The organism is Prochlorococcus sp. MIT 0701 (assembly GCF_000760295.1).
Classification (GTDB): Bacteria; Cyanobacteriota; Cyanobacteriia; order PCC-6307; family Cyanobiaceae; genus Prochlorococcus.
The window spans coordinates 31785-51268 of the sequence record NZ_JNBA01000012.1 but is presented as its reverse complement, the minus strand read 5'-3'; the positions used below and the strand labels follow the sequence as shown (position 1 = coordinate 51268).

Below are 19484 nucleotides of genomic sequence, written 5' to 3'. Positions count from 1 at the left end.
CTATCTTTTGCAGCTAGTTTAGTTTGGATACCTATTCTCAATCGTCCGTGTTCAATCGTCTTGCTGCCGGTTTGCTTGCCGGTGCCTCTTTGTCGGTCCTAGCCATCCCCGCGCAGGCAGGTACCAATTCACCCGTTCGCTGGAACTCCGGTGGTGCTGTTTGGACCACTACGTCTAGTGAGTTCTCAACATTCTTAGAAGATGGTGATATCACCGATCGTGCCCTTGACTCAGGGATTAGCGGCTCAGGTTGGTCTGCTGATGAAATTCAGCAGGGCATGACCAAAACCTATGACGTCGACGTGATCGACGTGACTCGCTTCCTCTATTCCGATGATGGGGTTGTCTTCCTTAAGAATCAGACGAAGAGCTACTTCCCTTACTGGAAGATGACCGCTACGGCTGTGCAGGGCCTTCGTGCAGCGATCATTGCTGATTCTGTTGATGGCAGCATCTCTTCGCAGGGCATTATGGCAAACCTGCCTGTTGCTTTCCGTCTTGCCGACACCTGTGGCACCTATGACGGCAGCCAGAATGTTTGTGCAGATGGCAAGTGCCAGGGCGACGCTCAGTGCACCTCCCTGTTGTCTTGGTACGTATTTCTTCCTGCTTGTGTGCAGGCCAATCAGCTTGCTCCTAGATGGATTTATGGCGGCAAGACAACAGGTCAGACGTCTTCTAACAACTTGTCGTCCTACAGCTCGTCCCCCATTCGTGGTCTTTGGTGATCCGTTTTTGATCACAACTCTCAAGCCCCGGCATCGCCGGGGCTTTTTTTATTGCTGTGTTGGTCTTCCCGATGGCTTGGCAGTGTTAGTGGAGTCTGCGGCTGCCGATGATGCGTTGATGGATCAGGCGTTGGGGTAGTTGTTGTCCTCGCGTGCGCTTGAGCATGAGCTTCAGGTTTTCCAGAACCTCTAACGATGCATTGTTCGCTACTAGGTCTCGGTAGGGTCGCCCTTCGCTGAGCCAGCGATGCTCAAGGCCCTCATCCACCTGCAACGTAAGGGGTTCTTCCCATCTCTCCCAGGTCAGATGCCAGCCGAGCTCCTTCAGGTTTTGTGCAAGGAGGGTATCGAGGCGCTGGCTTTCAAGCCAGATCTTTTCGCGAGCGATTAGTGGTGCTAGCAGGTTTCTCTCCACGGGATTGGCTTCTTTGCTCTCTAGTAATTGCAGTAGGGCCTCGGCCGGCCCGATGTCTGCATGGCTGATCAGGAGCCTTAGACCGGTTTCATCGGTGCATCGCTGGCTGATGAGGCTCCAAAGTTTCTTTTGTTCTGTGCCTGCAATGTCTTGGCTGGAGAGACGTCCCCCAATCCATTCGAACTGATGTTGTGCTGGTAATTCTTTGAGTGCATCGCTGCTTCCATCGATCAGTTCAGGGCGGATGATTGGGTCGAGCAGATCGAGCTGAGCGATGAGGCGCTCCTGATCCTGCGCTGTTGCGCAGAGGATTGTGACGCCGCCTTCAGGCACTGCTTGAAGCGGATCGAGTGCCCAGAGCAAGGAGCGTCCGCTCATCATCAGAACTCGATGGTTGCGTTGGCAAGTCACTCCAGACCAGAGGCGTTCGCGCAGGTGGTTTAGGCGTTCTCCATCTTGGCTGAGCTGGCGTTGCACCCATCTCTCTAGCTCAGGGGTTTCTGGACCACTGCTAACGAGCAATGGGTTCTCCTGGGCTGATTCGCTTGCTGCGGCCAGCTGTGCTGCTCTTCGTTCCAGCATGAGTAGGCGCCTGTGCCCTTCCCAGCCTTTTCGGCTCGGTTGCCAGAAGACTTCTCCTTGCAGGGAGGTGGGTAGGTATTGCTGTGAAACCCAGTGTTCCGCAAAAGCATGGGGATAGCGGTAGCCGACACCATCTCCAAATGCTGCTCCGTCACGATGGGCATCGCGGAGATGGCTGGGGACGTCCTGACGCTGGGCCTCCCGAACCGTGCGTAGGGCTTCGAAGAAACCCAGCACACTGTTGCTTTTTTCGGCGCAGGCCAAGTAAAGGGTGGCTTGTGCCAGGGGGTAGAGACCCTCCGGTAGGCCGATTCGCTCGAAGGCTGCAGCACAGGCTTCTACCACCACGATCGCCTGGGGATCAGCGAGGCCAATGTCCTCTCCAGCGGCAATGAGCATGCGTCTGAAGATGAAGCGTGGGTTTTCACCAGCCTCCACCATGCGCGCTAGCCAAAACAGAGCTGCGTCGGCATCTGAGCCTCGTAGGGATTTGATGAAGGCACTGATGGTGTCGAAATGGGCATCCCCATGCTTGTCGTAGAGAACTGCCCGCTCCTGAATTGATTCTTCAGCGATGGCAAGGTTGATATGGATTGAGCCCTGTTCATTTGGACGGCTGCTCTCCACAGCGAGTTCGAGCGCATTGAGCAGACTGCGAGCATCGCCGTTGGCGACATTGACGAGATGGTTTGCAGCTGCTGTGCTGAGCATCACCTGACGATCGCCATAGCCCCGCTCGCAATCTTGAAGAGCGTGTTTCAGGAGGCGATGAAGATCTTCATTCTCGAGGGCCTGTAGTCGGAACAGCCTGGAGCGGCTTACCAGCGCTTTGTTGACTTCGAAATAGGGGTTTTCCGTGGTGGCACCAATCAGTGTCACGGTGCCGTTCTCTACCCAGGGCAGCAGGGCATCTTGTTGGGCACTGTTAAAGCGGTGTACTTCGTCGATGAAGAGAATCGTGCGTAAGCCATGTCGCTCTAGCCGCTGCTTGGCTGCGTCTACTTCTTGGCGAAGTTCTTTGACCCCTGCCAGAACAGCATTGAGGCTGCTGAAGTTGGCACGGGTGTGGCCAGCGATAATCCTGGCCAGGGTGGTTTTACCAACACCTGGAGGACCATGTAGCAGCAAGTTGCCTACACGATCGGCAGCAATGGCTCGGCGTAGGAGACGTCCTTCCGCCAGGATCGAACCCTGGCCAACAAATTCCTCCAGGGTTCTAGGGCGCAGACGATCAGCTAGTGGTGCATGGCGCTTTAGCTCCTGATCTCCCTGGTATGTGAACAGATCTTGATCCAATGAGCTCTGGCACTGGTGGACAATTCTTGCGCTAGGGGGTGACTTGTTGTCGTGAGCTGGAAACTTTCCATAATCAGGCTGTTGAACAAGTCGTTAGTGCCGAATCAGCAACGCGCTCTAGTCGTTTTTACGGTGCTGTTGCTTTGCGCCTGTGGCAAGGCGCAAATAGCTTTCTCGCCGATTACCGTCAGCCAGACACCTGTGAAGACGGCTCAATTCACGGACGATATCGATACGGTGAGCACCTTGGAGGCGAAGGAGGAGGTTCATCTTGCTGCACAAGCTGCTGGTCGAATTATTGAGTTAAAGATTGATCAGGGTGATCAGGTTCAGCCTGGTCAGATGTTGGTTGTGCTGGATCAAGCTCAGATCCGTGCGGAATTGGCAGATTTCAAAGCTCAGGAGCAGAAGAACAAGCTCAATTGGCAGCGATATGAATTCTTGGTTCCTCAAGGAGCTGCCTCGGCATTGGATCGAGATGAATACAAGGCCCAGTACATCGCCTCTCGAGAAAAGGTAAAAGCCACAGAAGCAACGCTTGCATATAGCAATTTACGTTCTCCAATTTCAGGGATCGTGGCTGATGTTGATGTCAAGGTTGGAGATGTCATCCGTTCTGGTGATCCATTCACCAAATTGATCAGAAACAACTGGCTCTTGGCTCGAGTTGAGGTGCCTGCCACATTCTCTGATCGGATCAAGATTGGCTTGCCTGTTTTTCTCAGCAAGACTGGATCGTCAGATGTGATCGCGACTGGTGAAATTAATTCTGTGGACCCAACTGTTAATAGAAATACCCAGGGATTACTAGTGAAGGCAGCCTTTGAGAATGGTAATGGATCGTTGCGAAATGGCCAGCGCTTGCGAACGCGGGTTCAATTGGATGCCAGAGAGGAGTTGTCTGTTCCCTTTGCTGCGGTAACACAAACTTCGGGTCAGAGTTTTGTTTATCGTGTGGGAAGTTTCCAAGAGCTTGAGACTTTTTCTGGCAATGCGTCTCTTGAGAAACTTCGTAAGTTACCCCCCTCCACACGTTTTGCTTTGCAGACCCCTGTGACGTTGGGAAAATTACAGAAGCAGCGCTATGCAGTTACAAAGGGGCTGAAGTTTGGCCAGCAGGTGATCACAACAAACCTTTTGAAATTGAGACATGGTATGCCTATTTCTGTTAATAACTGAGGCGAGTAGATGTCTGCTTCAAATAACTTTATTACGCGACCTGTTTTAGCAACAGTTTGCAGTTTGTTGATCGTCATTGCGGGACTGATATCTATCCCTATTTTGCCAGTTGAAATGCTTCCGGATATTGCTCCGCCAACAGTAAAAGTAAATTCAATATACATCGGTGCAGATGCTGAATCGGTTGAACAGGGTGTGACCAGTGTGCTGGAGCAGCAGATTAATGGGGTGGAGAATATGGACTATTTGACTTCCTCAAGCTCGGCTGATGGGGTGAGCTCGATCGCTGTTGCGTTCGAAAGTGGTAGTAATAGCGATATTAATCAAGTTAATGTTCAGAACAGGGTTGCGCTTGCAGAGCCACAGTTACCGGAAGAAGTGCGCAAGGCAGGGGTGAGTGTTAATAAGGCTTCCAATTTTATCTTGCTTCTTTATAACTTCGTTAGCGAAGATCCAGGCTATATTGAATATAGTGTAGAAACGATTAGTGGGCTGCTAGATCTGAGCCTAACGGACGAGGTTAAGCGGGTTAAGGGAGTAGGTGAAGTGACCTACTTTGGTAACCGTAAGGTTGCTTTTAGGCTTTGGCTGGATAATGAAAAGCTGGAGGTCTTTGGCCTGACTTCAGCTGATGTAATGGGGGCTATTGAAAGCCAGAACCGTTTGGTTCCTGCTGGGAATATAGGAGGTGAACCATCTGCAGCAGGGCAGATATTTACTTTCCCTGTGCAATTAAATGGCCGCCTTGTGACCATTGGAGACTTTGAAAATATGGTCGTTAGGACCACAGAGGATGGCGGATTAGTGAGGTTCAGCGATGTCGGTCGTGTTGTGCTTGGTGGTGAAAGCTATTCCAACAGTGCTACGGATTTGCAGGGAGTCCCTTCTGTGAGTATGGCTGTTTACCAATTGAGTGGCAGCAATGCTCTTGAGGTTTCCAATGGAGTAAAAGATGTTCTCGAAGAATTTTCCGCCAAAATGCCTGTTGGTATGAAGATGGAGAAAATCTATGACAATACAGACTTTATTAATGCATCAATTAATGGAGTGACCAATTCGCTTAGAGATGCGATCATTTTGGTGGTTCTTATTCTGTTTGTATTTTTACAGAATTGGAAAGCTACTTTGGTGCCTGGTATTGCCATCCCTGTTGCGCTTATAGGAACATTCTCTCTGGTTTTAGGTTTTGGCTTCTCGCTCAACCAGCTCACCTTATTTGGATTAGTTCTTGCTACAGGATTAGTGGTTGATGATGCAATCACAGTGATTGAAGATACCTCAACCAAGAAAGCATCAGGGATGACTGCCTTGGAAGCTGCGAAGTCAACAATGGATGAGCTTTTCTCTGCAGTTATTGCTACATCCTTGGTTCTTTTTTCAGTGTTTTTGCCAGTGTTGTTTTTCCCTGGTGCTACGGGTGCGATATACAAGCAGTTTGCAGCAACGATTATTTTCGCTATCGCGATTTCTACCTTTAATGCTTTAACTTTTTCTCCCATGCTTTCTGCCTTGCTTTTGGGTCGGGAAGACACAGCTCCGGGACGCAATACATATGCAATTTCTGGGGCAGTTATTGGGTTTATCTACGGTTTATTAGTTGTTGGTGGTGGTGCGGCGCTTACCTTGATCCCTGCAGTAATGGCTGCAATTCTTGGCTTTGTGCTTTCTCGCTTCATTGGCCGTTCGTTGAGGCTGCCATTCTCTGTTGCAGGCGCTGTGATTGGCCTTTTCATCGCTGGAGTTTCAAATCCCTTGCCAGTCTTTTTATTCGCTGGTCTTGGCTTGGCTTTGGGTTGGTATACACCATGGATTTTTAGTCATTTCAATCGCATTTATTCCGTCTTTGAGCAGCGTTACGCCGATCTGCTCGAGTGGGTTCTTGGCCGCCGTTCTCTTGTGATGGGAATTCTTGCGGTAGGCGTTCTGCTTACCGGAGTTGCTTTTACCGCGATTCCAGGAGGATTTGTTCCTACTGAAGACCAGGGCTATGCCATCGGCGTGTTGCAGGCTCCAGAAGGTGTGTCGACTCAGGTCACCGAGAAGATTAATCAGCAAGTTGCTGAGACATTGCGCAGCGAACCTGATATCACTTCAGCAGCAATTTTTAGTGGAGCAAGTTTTGACGGCAATAGCCCTAATAAAGGATTGTTTTTTATTGGGATGCGTAATTGGGATGAGCGGAAAAATCGTGATCAATCTGCCGATGCAATTGTTGGACGGCTAAATCAGAAGTTCTTTGAGGCTATTGATGGCGCGAGGATTTTTGTTGTAGAGCCACCTGCTATTCCTGGATACGGTATTGGCAGTGGATTTGAGTTCCAATTACTTGACAAGAGTGGTGGTGCTTATGGCTTAAACAACTTCTTTGCCTCGGCTGGTCAAATTATTCAGCAGGCGAATGCAAATCCATTGTTGAGCAGTGTACGGACTTTATTCTCTCCTGAGTCTCCGCAGCTACGAGTTGAGGTCGATAGGGACATTATGGCCTCTCTTGATGTTGACTTTAGCTCTGCAATGCGTGTGTTTAGCGCTAATTTTGCAGGCGCCTATGTTAATGATACTTTCCAGGAAGGTAAGGTTCGTCGTGTTTATGTTCAGGCTGATGAATTGGGTCGGTCTGCTCCTGAAAAGCTGGCTTCGATTTACGTTAAGAATCGCGCGGGTGAGCAGATTCAGCTATCTGAATTTTTAACAGTTGAGCCTTCTGTTGGGCCAAGTGTGATCTCTCACTTTAACCTTTACAGATCGATAAAAATAGAAGGATCACCTGCTGCTGGTAAGAGTTCGGGGCAGGCAATTAATGGTATGAAAGAGATTTTTGCAGCTCAGAATCTTAACAGCCTTGGATTTGATTGGACAGGGATATCTCGAGAGGAAGTAAAAGCTGGTGCACTAGCTGTTGTGATTTTTGCATTGGGAATTTTGGTGGTTTATCTCGTGCTTGCAGCTCAATATGAGAGTTATGTAGACCCTCTGATTATTTTGATGACAGTTCCTACCGCAATGCTTGGAGCCTTGATGTTTCTTGCATTGCGTGGCGAGGTTCTCAACATTTATGCACAGGTTGGTCTTGTGATGTTGATTGGTCTTGCGGCTAAGAACGGGATCTTGATTGTTGATTTGGCTAATCAACGCATGGCTGAGGGAGTTACGGCCCTTGAAGCAGCAAGGCAGGCAGCCCAGTCGAGACTTAGGCCGATCATTATGACTGCTATTTCGTCTCTTTTTGGCTTTATGCCGTTGGTCTTGGCTAGTGGAGCAGGAGCCCGCAGCCAAGCTTCTCTTGGCACGGTTGTATTCGGTGGCCTTTTGGTTGCCACTTTCCTTTCACTGTTTGTTGTGCCTGTCTTTTACGTCGTTGTTAAAGCTCTTGTAGGCACCTTTAGTGATACAGAACAAGGCAACACCAATTTACTTAATTCGGGAGACCCCTCTGGACAGGGATAAACCAATGAACCGCTCTCGCTCAATAAGAAACAAGCCCATGAGCGGTACGAGGGTATTGATAGCGCTGCTGGTGGGGTTCTTGCTCGGAGGTCTTGTTGCCCTCTTTTTGCGTACGGTGATCTCAAACACTCCCGTAGACCTCCACAGTCAGAGGCTGAACCTTTTTTTCATCATGGTCACGCTATCTGGAGCTCTTGGAGCAGTGGTTATTGAAAGCATGCGCCAGCTGCAACAAAGCAGCACCGAGGCGGAGTATCACCGCCGTCAACGGTAGTGGTGGCTGCGCTGAGTTCAAGTGATCACCGTTGGCCGTTGCATCCCAGTGCGCTTTTGAATCTCGGCAAGCGCATCGATGCCATTGATGAGATCGGCCAGAGCATACTGGGGATCTTGATTTAAGTTGCCATGACTAGGTTCATAGCGTTCTAGATAAACGCGCAATGTGGCACCCTTGGTGCCGGTGCCCGAGAGTCGAACCACGACTCTGCTGCCGTCTTCCAGCAGGATGCGTAGCCCCTGAGCTTGTGTCTCTGAGCCATCCACAGGATCGCTATAACTAAAATTGTCCGCTTGGCTAACTTGGCGCCCGGCGAATGATTGACCGACGAGTCGAGGAAGCATGCTCTCCAACCGGTCGTAAAGACCATGAGCATTCTCACTGGCGATTGCCTCGTAGTCGTGACGGGAGTAGTAATGGCGTCCAAAACGACTCCAATGCTGTGTCATCACATCAGCGACGCTGCACCGTCGCTCTGCCAGGATCTGTAGCCAGAAGAGCACTGCCCATAGTCCATCCTTCTCACGCACGTGGTTGCTGCCAGTGCCGAAGCTTTCTTCACCACAGAGGGTGATTCGACCTGCATCAAGCAGGTTGCCGAAAAACTTCCACCCGGTGGGAGTTTCAAAACAGTCGATATTGAGTTCTTTGGCCACAACATCCACTGCGGCGCTCGTGGGCATGGAGCGGGCTACACCAGCAAGCCCATCGGCATAGGCCGGTGCAACGTTGGCATTGGCAGCCAGGATTGCAAGGCTGTCACTTGGGTTGACGAAGCAACCTCTGCCCAGAATCATGTTGCGGTCGCCATCACCATCGCAGGCGGCACCGAAGCTGTAGGACTTGCCATTGAGGAGGAGGTCTGCCAGTTCAGCGGCGTAGGTGAGGTTGGGATCTGGGTGGCCTCCACCAAAATCCTCAAGAGGAACTCCGTTGCGCACAGTGCCAGTTGGGGCACCGAGAAGTCCTTCCAGTAGCCGTTGTGCATAGGGACCAGTGACGGCATGCATTGCATCAAACACGACTGGGAAGTCGGTTTTGATGAAGTCTTTGATGCGCTCGAAGTCGAACAACTTCTGCATTAGCTCTACATAGTCTTCAACGCCGTCGATTACGTCTACAGCCATGGCACCGATGGCATGGCGGCCGGGGGCTTCAAGTGGGATTACGTCTGCATCGACAAGGCTGTATCTCTCTAAAGCCTGGCTACATGCGTAGATCGCGTTTGTGAGTGATTCGGCTGCTGGGCCGCCATTGGCACCGTTGACTTTGACGCCGAAGTCGCCATCTGGCCCTCCTTGGTTGTGGCTCGCGGAAAGGATGATTCCTCCGATGGCCTTGTTGGCACGGATGAGATGGGATGCTGCCGGCGTGGAGAGAATGCCATTTGTGGTGGTGATCACTCGGCTTAGGCCATGAGCAGCACCCATACGCAGGATCACATCAATGGCGCGGTGATTGCCATAGCGACCATCTCCCCCCAAGATCAGAGTCCCCCCCTCAACGCCAGGCAGGGTTTGGAAGATTGCCTCAATGAAGCTCTCCAGGTAATTGGGTTGTTCGAATTGCTTGCTGCTTTTACGTAGGCCGGAGGTCCCTGGTTTTTGGTCGTTGAAGGGTGTGTTCAGATGTACCTGGCGCTGTGTGGGTCCCTTCTGGGCCGAGCTGGTCATCAGAGACGAAGGCAGTTCTTCATCGAACCTAATCAAACGCAATCATCAATCCTGTTTTGGCCCCATCCAGTTCTCGCGGCTAGTGTTCGCAAAGATCATTGAGAGGAGCTGAGATGCAGCTCAGTTGTTGGAGAATCGGCCTCCAAGCCTATGGGCTGGCTTTCGCTAGTGCCATGCTTTTTTTAACAACTCCTTCGATGGCGTTTAAAGGAATTCGTCAGATTCCTTATCCGCAGGCCGAACAGGTGACGCGTACAGCTGCTGAGGCTGTGATTGTGAGCTCCGGCAGTGAAAGCTGCCTGCGCGGCAAGCTGACAAATGCCCTGCTCGATCTCACGATGAGCTGCAGCGCAACAGGTCGATCGTCCTCATTGTGCAAATTGGCTGCTCAAATTGCCTCTCAAGAAGGAGAGTTCAGCCTTGCTCAGATGACGGCGACAGCAGAGACCTTATTGGATTTACTCGACACTGATTCTGTCGAACCTTGATTGTTGAGCCTAGGGATTACTTCAGGTTCATGACTTGGAGCCATCACCTGGATATTCAGGATTTGAGGTTGCTCTTACACAGGCTGAAACAGGCCAGCAGATCAGCATTTCATTGAGGAACTAGGTGATCAAGATGATCTAAGCATCAATTGCTTGCTGCATGCTTGCTGGTTCAGCTTTGTTGGGGGACTAGACCACCTTGTTGGGAAGGCTTAGGTGCTGTTTGTTTTGCTGGATTGATGCAAATGATGGAGAGTCGTTTGGCGGGCTGATCGATGGCATCCCTGCGCTGGAAGCTGTTTTTAGGGACTTTGTTGGCCACCTGAAGCAAATCCCAGACGACATCCTTGCAAGAGGATGGCAAACGGGGGTGGTCTAGTAAAGGATCGATCAATTCTCGGGTGTTGCTGCAGGCTTCCGCATCATTGTCTCGGGAGCAGGCGTAGGCCTGAAGCTGGATGCTGCGCAGCTCCTCTTTGCTTGGGAACGGAATGTATTCCACATCGCTGGGTGCAGCAGGTGCAGAAATGGCAAACAGGCCGAGTAGGGCCAAGGCCGGATGGATTTTGAGCGGGCTCATGGGCGCATTCTGCCCTGGATGAGTTGATTGTGGCTCAGGCTTTGCGATCGGTGAACGGATCTTGCTATGTGATTTTTTCCATCAGCTGCTGGTCAGACGAAAAAAGAAATGATGCTTGAACCTTTTTGCGTTTTGCTAGGAAGCGATTGAGGAGTCGATTCGTCAGGCATAAAAAATCAATATCCCAAGCATCTCACCTGATCTTAAGAAGGCTTATAAGCCCAGAATTGGTACATGCCCTTAAAAGTAGATGGATTTTGCTTTTCAAATTCTCCCCAATTGGAAAGAGATGTCATGTCAGTGTCGGAGGGAAACTGTTGTTGGTAAGTTTTTCTGATTGTTTCTGGCAGCATAAATCCGGAAAATGTTAGTCTCTGATTGTCTAAAAGCTTTTGTAGTAGCCCTGCTGTGAACCGATGTTCTTGCTCGTGAAACCAGAGGACGCGACATGTAGAGAGTGAGTAAAAGTTGCTTCCTGATTGAGACAGCTCCGATAACTCTTCTATATCACCATTTAGAAAGCTTTTGCGGAAATCTCTAATACTTTAGGCCTGCTTTTAATGGCTAATTACTTTATATGATTGCGTGATCGTGCGTGGCTTGTCTCTGCTTGGGTCCCGAGGCTCTGAACGGGTTCGCCACGTCGGTTGTGGTTTGAAGTGATGGGTGGTTGTGAACACTAACCTAGTATCGACATCTGAAAACTGACGAGAGCTTTAAGCCCTAAATTCTTGCCGAGCATACTCCAATCGCTTCAATAATATTATAGAATAAAGACAATGTAGCTCCTGAGTGCTTATTGTAATCCAATGCTTGGCTTTAAAATATTAATTCATTGTCATTTTCTGTAGAAGACGTCTTACCTCGTGTAATCCTTGAACGAAGTCATGCTGTATTAGTAAATAAGCGAACACTAAAACAAAAGCGGTTTGGCACTTATGCAAGCCTTCTTGGATAGCTTATTGGCATTCCTTGAATTTGTCTTTACCCTTGGGAATAGTAGGTGTGGCAATTTTGAGTTGAAAATATTTCTCATAAATAAGATTTTTACTGGAGAATTCTTGTCATTTGATGCGCTCGTCAAAGTCTAGAGACCTGTAAGTCTTACTGCTACTGTATAGCGATGTTCTTGAACATGGAAACATAGGTCTCGGCATTCCGATAGTGAATAAAAATCTCTGACAAATTTTGGAAGATCCAGGAGCGCAGGAATCTTTCCTGTCATAATTAAACAAATTATCTATTTGAGTACATTTAGCTATCCAGCCCACAATGTTGGAACCACAGCATGTCTTTTTCTACCAAGGCATTTATTTTGATACTCTGACCTTGTTTAACTGAGATCGGATTTTGGAAAAGATAAATATTGCTGCTCCAGTGAGATGAGATTTCACCTGGAATGTTTTCGTATACGATGTCGCCAAAAAGAATAGTCTTGAGCCATTGTATTATTCCTATGCACTGCCCGCCTTTTGCGACGGTAACGTTGATTCTTTTTTCTGATTTAAATGCAAATGGCTTGCGAAAGTCAAAATGAAATGCAGCCTCTGCTTCGCTGAGAAGATTTGGTCTTTCTGTTAATTTCGCAGGAATTTTTCGGGGACATATTTCACTAAAGTCTTCTAAGCAATAGCAGCTGTCAGCTCCTGGATTTGTGAGGCGACTTACTTCAGGACTTGCTCCTATTAGGGCGAATTTTATTTCAGCCTGTTCTGGAATCATGAGTCCTCCTTCTTTTAGTAGTCTTTCTCGTGAGTCCTGAAGTGTTGGAAGTATCCCCTCTCCAACCATTCCCGATGAAAATACTTCAGAGATAATTACGTCTGCTTTTTGAGGCATTTCTTTGCCAATTTTGACATTAGTTGACTTCATGCCGAAGAGCCTTATTTTATCCTCAAATCCATTCTTTCTCACAATAGCCTGTGCTTTGTTTGCGATTGGAATTACCATTTCACATGCGATAACTTCTGATGCGCCTGCTTCTGCTGCCATCATTGATAGCAGTCCAGCGCCAGCTCCAATATCAAGAACCAAATCGTTAGGCTTTACTGCTTTATTGATCGCTTCTGCATAGCATCTGTTTCGGTCCGCATCATTCATCATTGCGATGTGCCAAAGAGGTGTTATCTGGCTTAGCGCTTCGCTCAGATTGTTTTGTAGGCGGATATTTTTGCTACTAATCCTTAAACCTTGCTCGCAAACCTCCTTTGCTTGTGTTGGGTTATTTGCTTTTTGGTACACAGAAGACAAAAGTACATAACAATTTGGATTAAGTGCGTCTAGTTCCATGCTTTTTTTTGCTGCTATGAGCGCTTGATCGAGCTGTCCGAGATCTATGTAGATGCCGCCCAGGTTCATGAGGGCAGTGTGGTTATCAGGTTTGAGCTCTAGGGACTTAAGAGTGGAGGCAAGAGTTTGATCAAGGTTGCCGAGGTCTTTGTAGATGCCGCCCAGGTTCAGGTGATAAGGGGCGAAGAATTGATCCAGATCTCTAGCCTTTTTGACTAACTGCTCTGCGGCGGTGAGATTGCCTTGTAGTTTAGCGATTAAGCCAAGATTGTTGATTGCTGGTGCGTAATTTTGGTCGATGGCTAGAGCAGCCTTATAAAGTCTTATCGCTTCCGCATCATTTTGGAGAGCGTTGAAAATATTTCATATGTCTTTGATGATCTCAGGGTCTTTATTGTCGAGTTGATGAGCTTTTGTTAGGCACTGTTTAGCCTTTTTAAATTGCCCTAGGGCGAGAAGTGATTTACCTGCGTACTTCCAGGCAGATGAGTTTTCAGGTTCGCTTTGGAGAAGTTGTTGGCATGCCTTTAGGCACTCCTGATGACGTCCAGTGGATGAGAGATCCTGGAATGTCTTTTGATCCACTGGATGTTTGCGCTTTATCTGAAGAGCAATTTACGTCGTTGGAGCCATTCTCCTAATGCCTTAAGCCACCTCTCAAGCCACTTCGTAAGTCACTCTCATCCCCTCTCTTGACCACTCCCGCACCTGGCACGCTGACGATCCAGCTTGCGTTGCATTCTCGCAGTGATCCCCAGCTCAGCGCCTCGCCACATCCGATTCATTTCACGGGTGAAGTGTTTGGCAAGTTGGGGTGAATGAATCAACAGCAGTGTTTCGTCGTTGGTGTGAGCTGCAGCAGGACTCCAATTGAATGAGCCTGTGATTACTTTTTTGTTGTCGATCACCGCGAACTTGTGGTGCAGCTTGTCTCCGCTCGCCAGCCTCGGTGTACCTACACCCTTAAGAGGTGAATCAAATGGGTTATTACCTGCTTCTATTTTGCAACGATGATCTGGAAGTGCAAGGCCTAATAAGTCCAGTACTTCTGAATAGGAACGGCTGGCAAAGCCAGGGTCAGCGATTAATCGTACCTTCACACCGCTTTGCACCTGCTCCCGTAGCTTGTTAACTAAACCTTGTGCAGAAAAGATGAACAAGGCCATATCGATGTTTTGTTTTGATGTTTCTATTTGCTTGGTAATAAATTTTAGGCCGTTCATCTTTTGTCGTTTTGCATGTGGAGCGAAGAACACTTCAATTCTGGTGTCACCAACCTTTGCAGTTTGAATACCAGGCTCGTTTTTAGCTAACCCAAACAGGCTGTCTTTTGCACCCCCCGCACCATCGCCCCACATCAAAAGGAACTCCTTTTTGAATAGTTCAGCTAGTTCTGTACTGTTGAAGCTCAGCAAGTGGTTGACATTGCCGCGCGTTTGCATTGCTGCGGGATCTCCATGCATGCCTGAATTGCTGAAGTTTGCACTTCCAGTAATCACCGTTTGATTATCGATAACCAAGAATTTGTGATGCATAAGCCCGCTGCCTTTGCTGCCGTCTTCTCTGTCATCAATCAAAGGGATTTGATGACGCCTGAGGATTTGCATCGCATCGCCGCGATAGCGTTCTGTGGGGCTTAGCTTCCCGTCGTTATTACGATCTGCCAACATCTTCAGATTGGCCACTCGACGGCGTTCATGAAGGGACAGATCTGCTTCATGTAGATCACCCCAGGGCTGGCTAAAGCTGTTTTCGATCACCATTTGCACGGTCACACCCCGTTGCTTGGCAGTGACGAGTGCTTCTGCTACTCCAGGCAAGCTGAGTTCTTGCACGGCTACAAGAATCTCTTGCTGCGCTTGTTCTATGGCAGTGATGACGAACTTCTCAAGGTTGTCGCCGTTGCGCCACTGATCACTAAGGGGACTGCGGTATCGCGCACCATCGCGATGGTTGAAAACCACCTGGATCCTTTCAGGTAAGGGCAGTTCCGTAGGGGCATTGCCCTGTACAGATCCAACCTTGCTGCAACTTGCACACCCTAGAAGTATGGGGAGCATCCACTTCCAGCCTTGCTTGCACACCTCTTGACCTCAACCACCCGCTAATAGGGTTCCACCTTGATTTGGCCCCTTGTGTTAGTGGGGCATTTCTGCGGTGCGCAGCATGGCTACGAACCAGATAGTGGACACCATCAGCGTCATGAGGACTCCTGCACCGACACCAAGACGGGCCATGCTGAGGGGTACAACGAGAGGGAAGATGATCGCCCCAGCGAGGGGAGTGATGGCGACAAACTTACGCAACATCGTCATGATCTAGGGGGCTGATTTAAAACCATTCTGCGACTGCCTGGTTTTCGGGGTTTGTGTTATCGGTGGGTGTCATCCGTTGGAAGTTCAAGGTGATATTGCGCTTCTGCTCACCGTCTGCTGCAGTCGCCTCAATCGCATAGATCTGTTCTCCGTCGCGGAAGGGAACTTGGATACGGAAGGTTCCATCATTGGAGAGAGGAATGTCTTCGCCGCCGATGGTTAGGCGGGCAGAAGGATCTGTTGCGCCGTAGATCATCAGCTCAGCGTCGGCAATAAGCCAGAAGGTTTTTTGGCGTGGTGGTACTCCACCCACTCCGGACTCATTACGACCACTGGCCCAAAGGCCGACACCTGAATCGTTCAGACCGCGTTGATCGCTATTCAAGCTGTTGTGTTCTTGGAAGACTTCCGAACCGACCCTGCTGCTGCGGAAGTGTTGTGTGGCGCTCTGATAGAGCCGCTCGTGTAGCCCGCTATCAATCGTTTCGCCAACGGGATCATTGTCGAGCTGTGGTGCTTGTGTAGCAGTAGGTGAAGGACTGCTCGTGATGCCCTCAAGGCTGAAGGGAACAAATTGATCGAGGATTTGCTCGCTGGGGTGCAGTGTTGGGACCTTGGCTATAGAGGAAAAGGCCAGGGACATCCAGAGAGTACCGACGCGATAACCGAGTTCAACTCGATAGTCCCGATCACCCATTGGAACAGGTAGATACCATTCGCTGCTGTGGCTGTCTACAGAGACTTCCTGGAGTGTGTGGGGATGTGCTTTGTTGTCATCGATGCCGGTTACGTCGGTTAAACGTAGGCAGAGCCGGTTGGCCCCTTTCGATAGTGCTCGCTTGCGATCACTTTCGGAGATTTCCCAGAAGACATAAGCCCATTGAGGATCTCGGGGTAGGAAAACCACTCGAGTATCGGATTTGAGTCTGGATGGGGAGTTGAGCTCAGCTTCTAGCCCTTGTCGGTTCCTTTCTTCCTTTTCCTGACGAACAGTAATAGCGCTGAGCAATTGTTCCTTGGTCTTTCGGCTGTAAAGGGTTACACCCAAATCGCTGGCCACTTGGCGGAGCTGACGGATGGTGAGACGTGCCATAGAAGATAAGGCTTGGGTCACGTCTAAAAACACTCCGTTTTTGTTTGGGATCACATTCTGTGGGCAATTGGTCGTTTACGGGTGGTTAGAGCTCTGGTGGTCAGCATCTACTGACAGCACTGGGATCTGCAGGTGACGCTCAATTGAGCGCACCTACAAATAAAAAATTCAGCTTTGCTCTTCGCCGTGAATGGGACCTTCTGTTGATCTGTTCCCGAGCAGGGATGGTTCAGAGCTCAATGCTGTGACATGCACCTTGGCCATGCAGATCATTGCGGGGCTGTTCCCTCCCCCTTTAATGAGATGCATAGGTGCCTTTGCTTGTGACTGCATCCAGGGCAAGGACTCCGCTGGTCTGCCTCCACGGGATTGCTAGAAGATATGGCCTGGGGCACTGCCGATGGCAGTGGTCTAAATCACGATCGGAAAGGCAAAGGTGCAGCTTGCAGGTTTGGCTGTTGCGGTGTTGGTGACCTTTTGCTCATCCATGCAGCGATTGCGCTGGCTTGGGAGGGTGTCTGTCTAGCCGCAAGGATGGAATTGTTTTCGCTGTCGCGGATTGGATTGAGCCTGGCTTGGATCTGGCTAAGGCCTTCCAGGCTGAGAGGATTCCCCTACTACGTTTCCTACTCAGTCATGACCTTGAGTTGGCTTGATTTGGAAGCCGCAGCAATTGCCGTATTCCAGACGCCAGTTCACTCGATCAATCAAGCAGTCGGGGAATGTTTGTCTCATGAGCAGTAATTCCTGCTCGCAAACCGATGGATACTCCTCTGCAATTCTTTGCAGGGAACAGTGAAAGTCTTTGATGAACCAGCCAATACCATCTGGGGCGGGCTGCCATTCCGTTTCATATCCCTCTTGGCGACGTAATTCCACCAGCTTCTCAAGGCGATCCTGGATTGAACCTGAGCCGAGCTGATGGCGGTAGAGGTTGGCTTTTTTGAGTGCTTGTTGACTTAGTAGTGACGTAAATGTCTCGGGAGACAGGGCGGCTGTCATGGACTCCATCAAGCCGAGGGCGAAATGCTCACTGCCATCAGGGAAGTGATGGTGTCCCTGCGTTGTCAATTGCCAGAGGTTCGAGGGTCGCCCTGGGCCTGAGGGAGTTGGGCTGGCCTCTACCAGACCATCGTCTTCGAGGCTGCGTAGATGGCGACGCATTGCTTGGACTGAGATGCCCAACGATGCAGCCAGGTTTGCCGCACTACTCTCACCCTGCCGCAATAGCAGAGTGAGGGTTGCTTCGCGGGTAGGTGCCTGCGCCTCTGTGGTCATGGATAGTTAGTGCTCCTATAACCATGCCACGCAGAAACAGAAGGTGGCGGGAGAGGTTGCGTTAGATCAGGTTTAAGGCAGGGTTCAATCCGCAATCCTATGGACACAATCTGGTTGAGTCTTGAACAGTGCTTCACCAAGCGGCCAGTCACCTCAAGGCCTTTTGCCCTAGGCTGCTTGAATCGAAACCTATTGGTTTCGTTTCTCCTGAGAGCCTTCAACGGCTTCTTGTTTATTCATGTCGTCGTGCCTAAGTTGATTGGCCCATCCTTTTTCTCGATGCCATGCCAGATGGGGCCCTCCATATTTCACAAGCAAAGGCCTTTGTCTAGAGGGTGTCAAAACCCTCACTCCCTTCTGATCGGCTATCAATTATGACCAGCCAAAGCCACGTTGGGCAGCTTGTTTCACAGCCTTATAAGTATGGGTTTGTTACTGAGATCGAAACTGAAAAGATCCCTAAGGGTCTTGATGAAGACGTTGTTCGCTTGATTTCGGAAAAGAAAAATGAGCCGCAGTTCCTGCTTGATTTTCGGATCAGGGCCTATCGGCACTGGCTTAAATTGCAGGCACCTGATTGGGCAGGCCTTGGTTATCCACCGATAGATTATCAAGATATTGTTTATTACGCGGCACCTAAACAGAAGGAGAAAAAAAATAGCCTTGATGAGGTTGATCCGACTTTGTTGGAAACTTTTGATAAGCTTGGTATTCCACTTAGTGAACAAAAGCGCTTATCAAATGTGGCTGTTGATGCAGTATTTGACAGCGTTTCGATTGCAACCACCTATAAAGAAAAGCTTGCTGAGCATGGAGTGGTCTTTTGTTCCATTACTGATGCTGTGAATGAGTATCCAGAATTGGTTCGCAGATATCTTGGCACAGTTGTGCCTTCGAATGATAATTATTTTGCAGCGTTGAACTCAGCTGTTTTCAGCGATGGCTCTTTTGTTTTTATCCCTAGGGGTGTGGAATGCCCGATGGAATTATCTTCTTATTTTCGTATTAATTCGGGCGATATTGGACAATTTGAGCGGACTTTGATTGTTGCAGAAGAGGGGGCATCAGTGAGTTATCTCGAGGGTTGTACAGCTCCGATGTTTGATACCAATACACTCCATGCTGCTGTTGTGGAGTTGGTGGCACTTGATGATGCTTCGATCAAGTATTCCACGGTGCAAAACTGGTATGCCGGTGATGAGAATGGCGTTGGAGGTATTTACAACTTTGTCACCAAGCGAGGGCATTGCTGTGGTGAGCGCAGTAAAATTAGTTGGTCACAAGTAGAAACAGGCTCAGCGATTACCTGGAAGTATCCAAGTTGCATCTTGCAAGGTGCTGATTCCGTAGGTGAATTTTATTCCGTTGCTCTCACAAATCATCGTCAGCAGGCAGATACGGGTACAAAAATGATCCATCTAGGGCCTCGTACTCGCTCTACGATTGTGAGCAAGGGCATCAGCGCAGGCCATTCTGCGAACAGCTATCGCGGTTTGGTACAGATGGGTCCAAAGGCTGTCAATGCCAAGAATTACAGCCAGTGTGATTCCATGCTGATTGGTGACCAGGCAGGAGCCAACACCTATCCCTATATACGCAGTCAGCAGCCTGATGCCAGTATTGAGCATGAGGCCAGTACCTGCAGAATCTCAGAAGATCAGCTTTTTTATCTTCAGAGCCGGGGCATAGATTTTGAAGCTGCAATTTCGATGATTGTTAGTGGATTTTGTCGAGATGTTTTTAGTCAGTTGCCAATGGAGTTTGCTGCTGAGGCTGATAAGCTATTGGCTCTGAAATTGGAGGGTTCGGTTGGATAATGAATTGCTGCGTTGGCTTAACCTCTC

Annotated in this window: 16 protein-coding genes; 8 read left to right on the top strand and 8 right to left on the bottom strand. The window is 49.4% G+C overall.

What is annotated here, in order from left to right; genetic code table 11:
* The first annotated feature begins 47 nt into the window (after positions 1–47).
* A complete protein-coding gene (locus EV12_RS02830; RefSeq protein ID WP_241466496.1) occupies positions 48–728 on the top strand; it encodes a protein phosphatase in 681 nt (226 codons plus the stop codon).
* Positions 729–813: 85 nt separating this feature from the next.
* Here EV12_RS02830 and EV12_RS02825 read toward each other — a convergent pair whose 3' ends face one another.
* On the bottom strand, positions 814–3021 hold the full coding sequence (locus EV12_RS02825) for an AAA family ATPase (RefSeq protein WP_036911648.1): 2208 nt from the start codon (positions 3019–3021) through the stop codon (positions 814–816).
* A gap of 51 nt (positions 3022–3072) precedes the next feature.
* Here EV12_RS02825 and EV12_RS02820 point away from each other — a divergent pair, with 51 nt between their 5' ends.
* The 3 genes from EV12_RS02820 to EV12_RS02810 are packed head-to-tail and all read left to right on the top strand — an operon-like array spanning position 3073 to position 7921.
* Positions 3073–4200 (top strand): efflux RND transporter periplasmic adaptor subunit, encoded by a 1128-nt coding sequence (locus tag EV12_RS02820; protein ID WP_036911643.1) that lies wholly within the window; start codon positions 3073–3075, stop codon positions 4198–4200.
* Positions 4201–4209: 9 nt separating this feature from the next.
* Positions 4210–7647, top strand: a complete 3438-nt coding sequence (locus tag EV12_RS02815; RefSeq protein WP_036911641.1) for an efflux RND transporter permease subunit — start codon at positions 4210–4212, stop codon at positions 7645–7647.
* A gap of 37 nt (positions 7648–7684) precedes the next feature.
* The gene (locus EV12_RS02810) at positions 7685–7921 is read left to right on the top strand and encodes a hypothetical protein (protein ID WP_241466497.1); all 237 of its coding nucleotides are present in this window, start codon (positions 7685–7687) and stop codon (positions 7919–7921) included.
* 17 nt (positions 7922–7938) lie between these two features.
* Here EV12_RS02810 and EV12_RS02805 read toward each other — a convergent pair whose 3' ends face one another.
* Positions 7939–9597 carry an alpha-D-glucose phosphate-specific phosphoglucomutase gene (locus tag EV12_RS02805; RefSeq protein WP_036911760.1) on the bottom strand — a complete coding sequence of 553 codons (1659 nt, stop codon included), beginning with the start codon at positions 9595–9597 and terminating at the stop codon, positions 7939–7941.
* A gap of 113 nt (positions 9598–9710) precedes the next feature.
* Here EV12_RS02805 and EV12_RS02800 point away from each other — a divergent pair, with 113 nt between their 5' ends.
* Positions 9711–10085 carry a hypothetical protein gene (locus EV12_RS02800; RefSeq protein WP_036911636.1) on the top strand — a complete coding sequence of 125 codons (375 nt, stop codon included), beginning with the start codon at positions 9711–9713 and terminating at the stop codon, positions 10083–10085.
* 172 nt (positions 10086–10257) lie between these two features.
* On the opposite strand, the gene EV12_RS02795 is transcribed toward EV12_RS02800, so the two are convergent.
* From EV12_RS02795 to EV12_RS02780, 4 genes are all read right to left on the bottom strand, one after another.
* Positions 10258–10665, bottom strand: coding sequence for a hypothetical protein (locus EV12_RS02795; RefSeq protein WP_036911634.1), 408 nt, complete (start codon positions 10663–10665; stop codon positions 10258–10260).
* A gap of 1254 nt (positions 10666–11919) precedes the next feature.
* Positions 11920–13023 carry a 50S ribosomal protein L11 methyltransferase gene (locus tag EV12_RS12865; protein WP_052039461.1) on the bottom strand — a complete coding sequence of 368 codons (1104 nt, stop codon included), beginning with the start codon at positions 13021–13023 and terminating at the stop codon, positions 11920–11922.
* A gap of 294 nt (positions 13024–13317) precedes the next feature.
* Positions 13318–13539, bottom strand: coding sequence for a tetratricopeptide repeat protein (locus EV12_RS14930; protein ID WP_036911631.1), 222 nt, complete (start codon positions 13537–13539; stop codon positions 13318–13320).
* Between the two features lie 95 nt (positions 13540–13634).
* A complete protein-coding gene (locus EV12_RS02780) occupies positions 13635–15014 on the bottom strand; it encodes a phospholipase D-like domain-containing protein (protein ID WP_036911754.1) in 1380 nt (459 codons plus the stop codon).
* Positions 15015–15074: 60 nt separating this feature from the next.
* Between EV12_RS02780 and EV12_RS14430 the strand changes: the two genes are divergently transcribed.
* Entirely contained in the window at positions 15075–15284 is a 210-nt protein-coding gene (locus EV12_RS14430; RefSeq protein ID WP_206537831.1) for a hypothetical protein, read from the top strand.
* A gap of 1 nt (position 15285) precedes the next feature.
* On the opposite strand, the gene EV12_RS02770 is transcribed toward EV12_RS14430, so the two are convergent.
* Complete coding sequence (locus tag EV12_RS02770; RefSeq protein ID WP_036911623.1) at positions 15286–16383, bottom strand: DUF4912 domain-containing protein; 1098 nt, start codon at positions 16381–16383, stop codon at positions 15286–15288.
* A gap of 485 nt (positions 16384–16868) precedes the next feature.
* Here EV12_RS02770 and EV12_RS13955 point away from each other — a divergent pair, with 485 nt between their 5' ends.
* The gene (locus tag EV12_RS13955; RefSeq protein ID WP_193742126.1) at positions 16869–17018 is read left to right on the top strand and encodes a hypothetical protein; all 150 of its coding nucleotides are present in this window, start codon (positions 16869–16871) and stop codon (positions 17016–17018) included.
* Here EV12_RS13955 and sufR read toward each other — a convergent pair.
* On the bottom strand, positions 16993–17640 hold the full coding sequence (gene sufR, locus EV12_RS02765) for an iron-sulfur cluster biosynthesis transcriptional regulator SufR (protein ID WP_036911619.1): 648 nt from the start codon (positions 17638–17640) through the stop codon (positions 16993–16995). The genes EV12_RS13955 and sufR overlap by 26 nt on opposite strands.
* 374 nt (positions 17641–18014) lie before the next feature.
* Here sufR and sufB point away from each other — a divergent pair, with 374 nt between their 5' ends.
* Positions 18015–19457, top strand: coding sequence for a Fe-S cluster assembly protein SufB (gene sufB / locus EV12_RS02755; protein WP_036911608.1), 1443 nt, complete (start codon positions 18015–18017; stop codon positions 19455–19457).
* The last annotated feature ends 27 nt before the right edge of the window (positions 19458–19484 follow it).

Excerpts from the sequence above, each read along its gene's own strand:
- EV12_RS12865 (WP_052039461.1), bottom strand. The coding sequence starts at position 13,023 with ATGAACCTGGGCGGCATCTACATAGATCTCGGACAGCTCGATCAAGCG.
- EV12_RS02795 (WP_036911634.1), bottom strand. The coding sequence starts at position 10,665 with ATGAGCCCGCTCAAAATCCATCCGGCCTTGGCCCTACTCGGCCTGTTT.
- EV12_RS02780 (WP_036911754.1), bottom strand. The coding sequence starts at position 15,014 with ATGCTCCCCATACTTCTAGGGTGTGCAAGTTGCAGCAAGGTTGGATCT.
- sufR (WP_036911619.1), bottom strand. The coding sequence starts at position 17,640 with ATGACCACAGAGGCGCAGGCACCTACCCGCGAAGCAACCCTCACTCTG.
- sufB (WP_036911608.1), top strand. The coding sequence starts at position 18,015 with ATGACCAGCCAAAGCCACGTTGGGCAGCTTGTTTCACAGCCTTATAAG.
- EV12_RS02800 (WP_036911636.1), top strand. The coding sequence starts at position 9,711 with ATGCAGCTCAGTTGTTGGAGAATCGGCCTCCAAGCCTATGGGCTGGCT.
- EV12_RS02805 (WP_036911760.1), bottom strand. The coding sequence starts at position 9,597 with ATGACCAGCTCGGCCCAGAAGGGACCCACACAGCGCCAGGTACATCTG.
- EV12_RS02815 (WP_036911641.1), top strand. The coding sequence starts at position 4,210 with ATGTCTGCTTCAAATAACTTTATTACGCGACCTGTTTTAGCAACAGTT.
- EV12_RS02810 (WP_241466497.1), top strand. The coding sequence starts at position 7,685 with ATGAGCGGTACGAGGGTATTGATAGCGCTGCTGGTGGGGTTCTTGCTC.